The sequence below is a fragment of the Streptococcus handemini genome (assembly GCF_040984445.1).
Taxonomy (GTDB): Bacteria; Bacillota; Bacilli; order Lactobacillales; family Streptococcaceae; genus Streptococcus; species Streptococcus handemini.
This window is the reverse complement of the sequence record NZ_JBFRYH010000092.1, coordinates 1-5,914: the sequence shown is the minus strand read 5'-3', so window position 1 is coordinate 5,914 and position 5,914 is coordinate 1. Positions and strand designations below refer to the sequence as shown.

The window sequence follows — 5,914 nt, the reverse complement described above, 5'->3', positions numbered from 1 at the left end:
AAATCTTTGATAATTGTTTGATATTCCATTGTAAGTGATGGGATTTAGCGATATACTGTAAGTGGCTCATTTGGACTAACCTCCTGTTTGTTTGGTCACTTACAGTATAGTCCTTTTGGGCTTTTTAGTGTATTCTGAGAGTAACTAGCACCACGAGTAAACTTAGTATGTTTTATATCTTTTTAGGAAAAAGTTCATTTTTTCACATTTTTTATTGAAAATTATGACGAATATGATATGATGGATAACAATAAACGAACGAAGAGGTGAAAAATGCAAAAAAATATTCTTCAAAAATTAGCAAAAACAGAACTTCATTGCCATTTGGATGGCTCCTTGTCGTTTCGTGCTATTCGACAATTAGCAAAATGGGCTGACATTGCGCTACCAGAAAGTGACGAGGAATTGCAGCGACTTGTTACAGCTCCAGAAAAAGCAGAAAGCTTGCTGGATTATTTAACGGTTTTTGACGTTATTCGTCCCCTATTACAGACTAAAAAGGCGCTCACGCTTGCAGCCTATGATGTTGCTGCGCAAGCAGCGAAGGAAAATGTTCTCTATATGGAGATTCGATTTGCTCCGGAATTATCTATGGACCAGGGCTTGAGTGCTGTTGAGACAGTAGAGGCTGTTTTACAAGGTCTAGAGCAGGCTCAAAACGAATTTGGCATTGTTAGTAAAGTGTTGGTTTGTGGCTTGAAACAAAGCCCAGTAAGACAGACACAGGAACTGTTCACAGAAGTTGTCTCTTTAGCGAAAAGAGGTTTGGTAGGATTTGATTTTGCAGGCAACGAGTCAGATTTTCCGACACAGACATTAGAACAAGCAATCAAAGAAATACAAGAGTTAGGCCTGCCATTGACCTTTCATGCAGGAGAATGTGGCTGCGTAGCCAATGTAGCACAAGCTATTCAACTGGGTATTCCACGTATTGGTCATGGAACAGCCCTCATGAAAGATTCTAAGGTTATGGAAGAGTTTGTTAAGGCGGGGGCGACGATTGAGATGTGCTTGACCAGTAATTTACAGACAGGAGCATCTCCAACCTTGGCGGATTTTCCGTATCAGGCCTTGTATGACTTAGGAGCTAATATCACAATCAATACCGATAACCGCACCGTATCAGCTACCAATTTAACCAAGGAATACGCCTTATTTGTTGAACATTTTGGCACTACTAAAGAGGATTTTTACCGCTTTAATCAGAATGCTATTCGAGCTAGTTTTACGACAGAAGCAGAAAAAGAAAGCCTCTTGAAACAGTTGGCAGTAGCCTATCAGGAAGTATAAAAAGCACATTCACGGACTGCAGTTCGTGAATTTTTTGTATTAATGGTGTAAGTATTATCTATGTTTTAGAATGTAAGCCTTTACAAATAAAGGGTTAAGGGGTATAATGGGTGCAAAAGCAAACGTTTGCAGTAATACTTTTAGGAGGTTTCTAATTGATGGAAAAAGAAACAAATAAGATTGAGCGTCATCATTTTGGTCTACGGACATTAAAATGTGGAACGGCTTCGGTACTGTTATCAGCTAGTTTATGCATATTTGGTGCTCCTATTGTACAAGCAGAGGAAATGGGAGATATGTCAAGTACGCAAGCGGATGCTTCGAAATCTACTGAGGTACTTACAGTTGACGAACAAGGCACAGAGATGAAAATGGAAGAAGCCGAAACCACTAGCAAGGATGAGTCAGTTGCTACAGAAACAGTAGCTACTGCAGACGGAAAGATAACTGAAGAATCTGAAAAGGATAATAAGCAAAAAACGATTTCTGAGGAAGGTGTAACTGAAAATACAGAAGAGTCTGAAAAAGACAGTAAACAACAATTGACTTCTGAGGCAACAGTAGCACCTGTAGATGAAAAAAGTCTGGAAGGAACAGAACCAGCTTCTGAAGCAAGACAGAAAGTTGATTTAGAACCTAACTCAACTTCAGAGGGAACAGCAGTAGAAGATGAAGTAAAAGAGGGACATCTTCGCTTGCATTTTAAGAAATTGCCGTCTGAAAATCTAGGAAGTTTGGGTCTCTGGACCTGGGATGATGTAGAGAAACCTTCTAGTCAAAATGGTGCTTGGCCAACAGGAGCAACTAGTTTTTCTGAAGCTAAAAAAGATGAATATGGGCATTATCTTGATGTTCCATTGGCAGCAGAGAAGCGGGAAAAAATTGGCTTATTGATTAATAATACAGCTGGAGAGAATTTGACAGGAGATAAGAGTGTCGAGCTCATCGATCCGAAAATGAAGGAAGTATGGTTTGATGAGGAATACAAATCTTATACCTACGAACCACTGGCAGCTGGCATGGTGCGTATCAATTATCTGCGCTCTGATCAGAACTATGACCGCAAGTCTTTATGGTTGTGGGGCGACGTTGAAAAGCCAACGACCAATTGGCCAGACGGAGTTGATTTTGAAAAGCAGGGGAAATACGGTGCCTATGTAGATGTTAAATTGGCTGACCTTGCTAAATCGCTTGGATTTTTATTACTAGATGAAAGTAAATCAGGGGATGATGTGAAGATTCAGCCAAATGATTACAATTTTACGGACTTGAAAAAACACAGTCAAATTTTCCTGAAGGATGATGATCCAACTATTTATACTAACCCTTATTTTGTTAATGATGTCAGAATGACAGGTGCGCAGCATATTAGCTTGGCCGAGATTGAAACAACATTTACGACATTGAAAGATGTAAAAAAAGAAGAAATTTTGAAGAATCTTCAGATAAAAAATAAGGATAACGAAGTAGTTCCTGTTCATGATCTTATCCTTGATGAAGCTACGAAAAAAGTGACAGTGCAAGGGGAGTTTGGACAAGAACAATCTCCTTATACAGTTATCTATGGAAGTGAACAATTTAGGACAGGCATGAATTGGCAGCTAAAAGATAGTCTATATCAGTATGATGGTGAGCTAGGTGCTCGTGTGAGCGAAAATGGTCAAAAAGTAGCAGCTACCTTGTGGTCCCCAAGTGCAGATCAGGTCTCATTGGTGGTTTATGACAAAAATGATCAAAGCAAGATAGTAGGAAAAATAGCCATGAGTAAAGGAGAAAAGGGGACTTGGACTGCTGAGTTAACACCTAAAAATGCTCTTGGAATTATGGACTATCGTGGCTACTATTACCACTATGAAATCAAGCGTGGAGAAGAGTCTGTCTTGACCTTAGATCCGTATGCTAAGTCTTTAGCTGCTTGGAACAGCGATTTAGCAGAGACAGATCCGTCTTATAAGATTGCAAAGGCTGCTTTTGTCGATCCAAAAGCAGAAGGACCTAAAGAGTTAGATTACGCCAACATTTCAGGCTTTAAAGATCGGAAAGATGCTGTTATCTACGAAGCGCATGTACGAGATTTCACATCTGATAAAGCGATCGCCAAGGATTTGAAGTCGCCAGCTGGGACATTTTCTGCCTTTATCGAAAAATTAGATTATTTGAAAGATTTGGGAGTGACCCATGTTCAATTGCTACCTATTTTGAGTTACTACTATGTGAATGAATTAAAGAATGCAGAACGCATGGATGACTACGCTTCAAGCAATAGTAATTATAACTGGGGCTATGATCCGCAGAATTACTTCTCGCTGACAGGTATGTATTCGAGTGATCCGACCAATCCTAGCAAGCGCATTGCAGAATTTAAAGAATTAGTCAACGAAATTCACAAACGCGGCATGGGTGTCATCATGGACGTCGTTTATAACCATACGGCAAAAACAGCTATTTTTGAAGATTTAGAGCCGAACTATTACCACTTCATGGACGCAGATGGAACTCCTCGGACTAGCTACGGTGGTGGTCGTTTAGGAACGACACATTACATGAGTCGGCGTGTCTTAGTAGATTCGATTAAGTATTTGACGGATGAATTTAAAGTAGATGGTTTCCGTTTTGACTTAATGGGAGACCATGATGCAGCAACGATTCAAAAGGCTTATGATGAGGCAAAGAAATTAAATCCAAATCTAATCATGTTAGGCGAAGGGTGGTCAACCTATTCAGGAGATGAAAATAAACCAGTTCAGCCAGCCGATCAGTCCTGGATGAAACATACCAATTCCGCAGCTGTCTTTTCAGATGATATCCGCAATACCTTGAAGTCGGGCTATCCAAATGAAGGAGCACCAGCCTTTATTACCAATGGGAAGCGCAATATTGGAAATATCTTTAAAAATATTAAAGCCCAGCCAACAAATTTTGAAGCAGATGATCCAGGGGATGTAATCCAATATATTGCAGCCCACGATAATTTGACCTTGTTTGATGTCATTGCTCAGTCGATTAAAAAAGATCCAGCCAAGGCAGAAAATACAGCAGAAATTCATCGTCGTCTTCGCTTAGGAAATCTGATGGTTTTAACGGCGCAAGGCACACCATTTATCCATTCTGGACAAGAATATGGTCGGACTAAGCAATTCCTTCACCCAGCCTATCGCACACCAGTTTCTGATGATAAAGTTCCAAACAAATCTCACCTATTGACCAATGAAGATGGAAGTCCATTTGATTATCCTTACTTTATTCATGATTCCTATGATTCGAGTGATGCAGTCAATCATTTTGATTGGAGCAAGGCAACAGATAGTGTTACCTATCCTGAGAATGCCAAGAGTCGTGCCTATATGAAGGGATTGATTGCTTTACGTAAGTCAACAGATGCTTTCAAATTACCTTCGCGTGAAGAGGTTGAGAAGCGTGTCAGTCTGCTAACAGTACCTGGAAAGGATGGTGTGGCAGAAGAAGATTTGGTTTTAGGCTACCAGACAGTAGCAAGTAATGGTGATATCTATCTGGTATTTGTTAACGCAGATACTAAGGAACGCCAGTTCACTGTCGGCCAATCCTTGACAGCTGCAAAGGTATTAGCAGATGGGAAGCAGGCAGGTACCGAAGCAATTCTAGCACCAGAAGGAGTGAGTCTGACTGAACACAGCTTGACCCTCGCTCCTCTAACTGCAACAATTTTGCGAATCACCAGAGAAGAGGGCATGCCAGCAATAAAAGAACAGGCAGTAAAAGGTTCAGTCATTGTTGAATATCGTGATATGAACAATCGTGTCTTGAAAGATAATGCCCTTGTCCATTATAATGTAGCTCCTGGTACAACTTATAATGCTGACACTTCTGCTCATAAGGTGCAGACCCTTGTAGGCTATAATGGAAAAACTTATCGATTAGCCTCTGCCGGTCAGTATAATGTAGGTGGGGTAGATAAGATGGGTCATCTCGTATCATCAGCACCTGTGAGTGGCACTGTTGAAGGCAATAAAACGCTGATTGTCACCTATGTCTATCAAGAAGTTGTGTCACCAGCAGATGTAGCCCCTGCCAAACACCCACAAGTAGAACTACAGCCACATCAAGAACCAAAGCCGTCGGTAGAAGTAGCTAACAGGCTTAAGGCAGATAAACCTGCTAATACAGCATCAACGGTAGGTAGTAGCATGTCTAAGGAGGAAGTACCTGTTCACACTGAATCAATGGCAAGTAGCACCAATCCTAAAGCAAATAAACCTGCTATCACAGCACCAACAATAAATACTAGTATACCGAGGATGGAAGATTCTTCAATGCCCAAAGAGACAATCGTGTCGGCAATGTCTCAGGGTTCAGACAAGGAAGATGAAAAGATCCTGCCCAAAACAGGCAGTCACCAATCAGTTGCAGGAATCTTATTGGGAGTAGTATCCCTTGTTTCCAGTCTCGTATTTCTTGGAAAGAAAAAGGGAAGCCATGATTGATTCTCGCTAGAAAAAAACTCTCTGAAATGTTGGTTGAACGGCTCCCTGTCAAGTAGACAGTCAAATACTAAAAGATACTAAGCAACCTGATTCCTGAATTCCCAAGGAGTCAGGTTATTTAATTTTGTTTGATAACGTTGTGTATTGTAAAACTGGATATA

Annotated in this window: 3 protein-coding genes and 1 pseudogene; 3 read left to right on the top strand and 1 reads right to left on the bottom strand. The window is 40.6% G+C overall.

The window, feature by feature from the left end:
- The first annotated feature begins 273 nt into the window (after positions 1 to 273).
- The 3 genes and pseudogenes from add to ABPH35_RS11025 all read left to right on the top strand — a co-directional run bounded on the left by add (position 274) and on the right by ABPH35_RS11025 (position 5,753).
- Positions 274 to 1,290 (top strand): adenosine deaminase, encoded by a 1,017-nt coding sequence (gene add / locus ABPH35_RS10195; RefSeq protein ID WP_368849790.1) that lies wholly within the window; start codon positions 274 to 276, stop codon positions 1,288 to 1,290.
- A 287-nt stretch (positions 1,291 to 1,577) separates the two neighbouring features.
- Positions 1,578 to 4,991: pseudogene (locus ABPH35_RS10190) on the top strand (pullulanase); the annotation flags it as partial.
- A 9-nt stretch (positions 4,992 to 5,000) separates the two neighbouring features.
- The gene (locus ABPH35_RS11025; RefSeq protein WP_405054583.1) at positions 5,001 to 5,753 is read left to right on the top strand and encodes an LPXTG cell wall anchor domain-containing protein; all 753 of its coding nucleotides are present in this window, start codon (positions 5,001 to 5,003) and stop codon (positions 5,751 to 5,753) included.
- Positions 5,754 to 5,830: 77 nt separating this feature from the next.
- Here the strand turns inward: ABPH35_RS11025 and ABPH35_RS10185 are convergent, their stop codons facing one another.
- Entirely contained in the window at positions 5,831 to 5,911 is an 81-nt protein-coding gene (locus tag ABPH35_RS10185) for an IS3 family transposase (RefSeq protein ID WP_349988131.1), read from the bottom strand.
- Between the last annotated feature and the right edge of the window lie 3 nt (positions 5,912 to 5,914).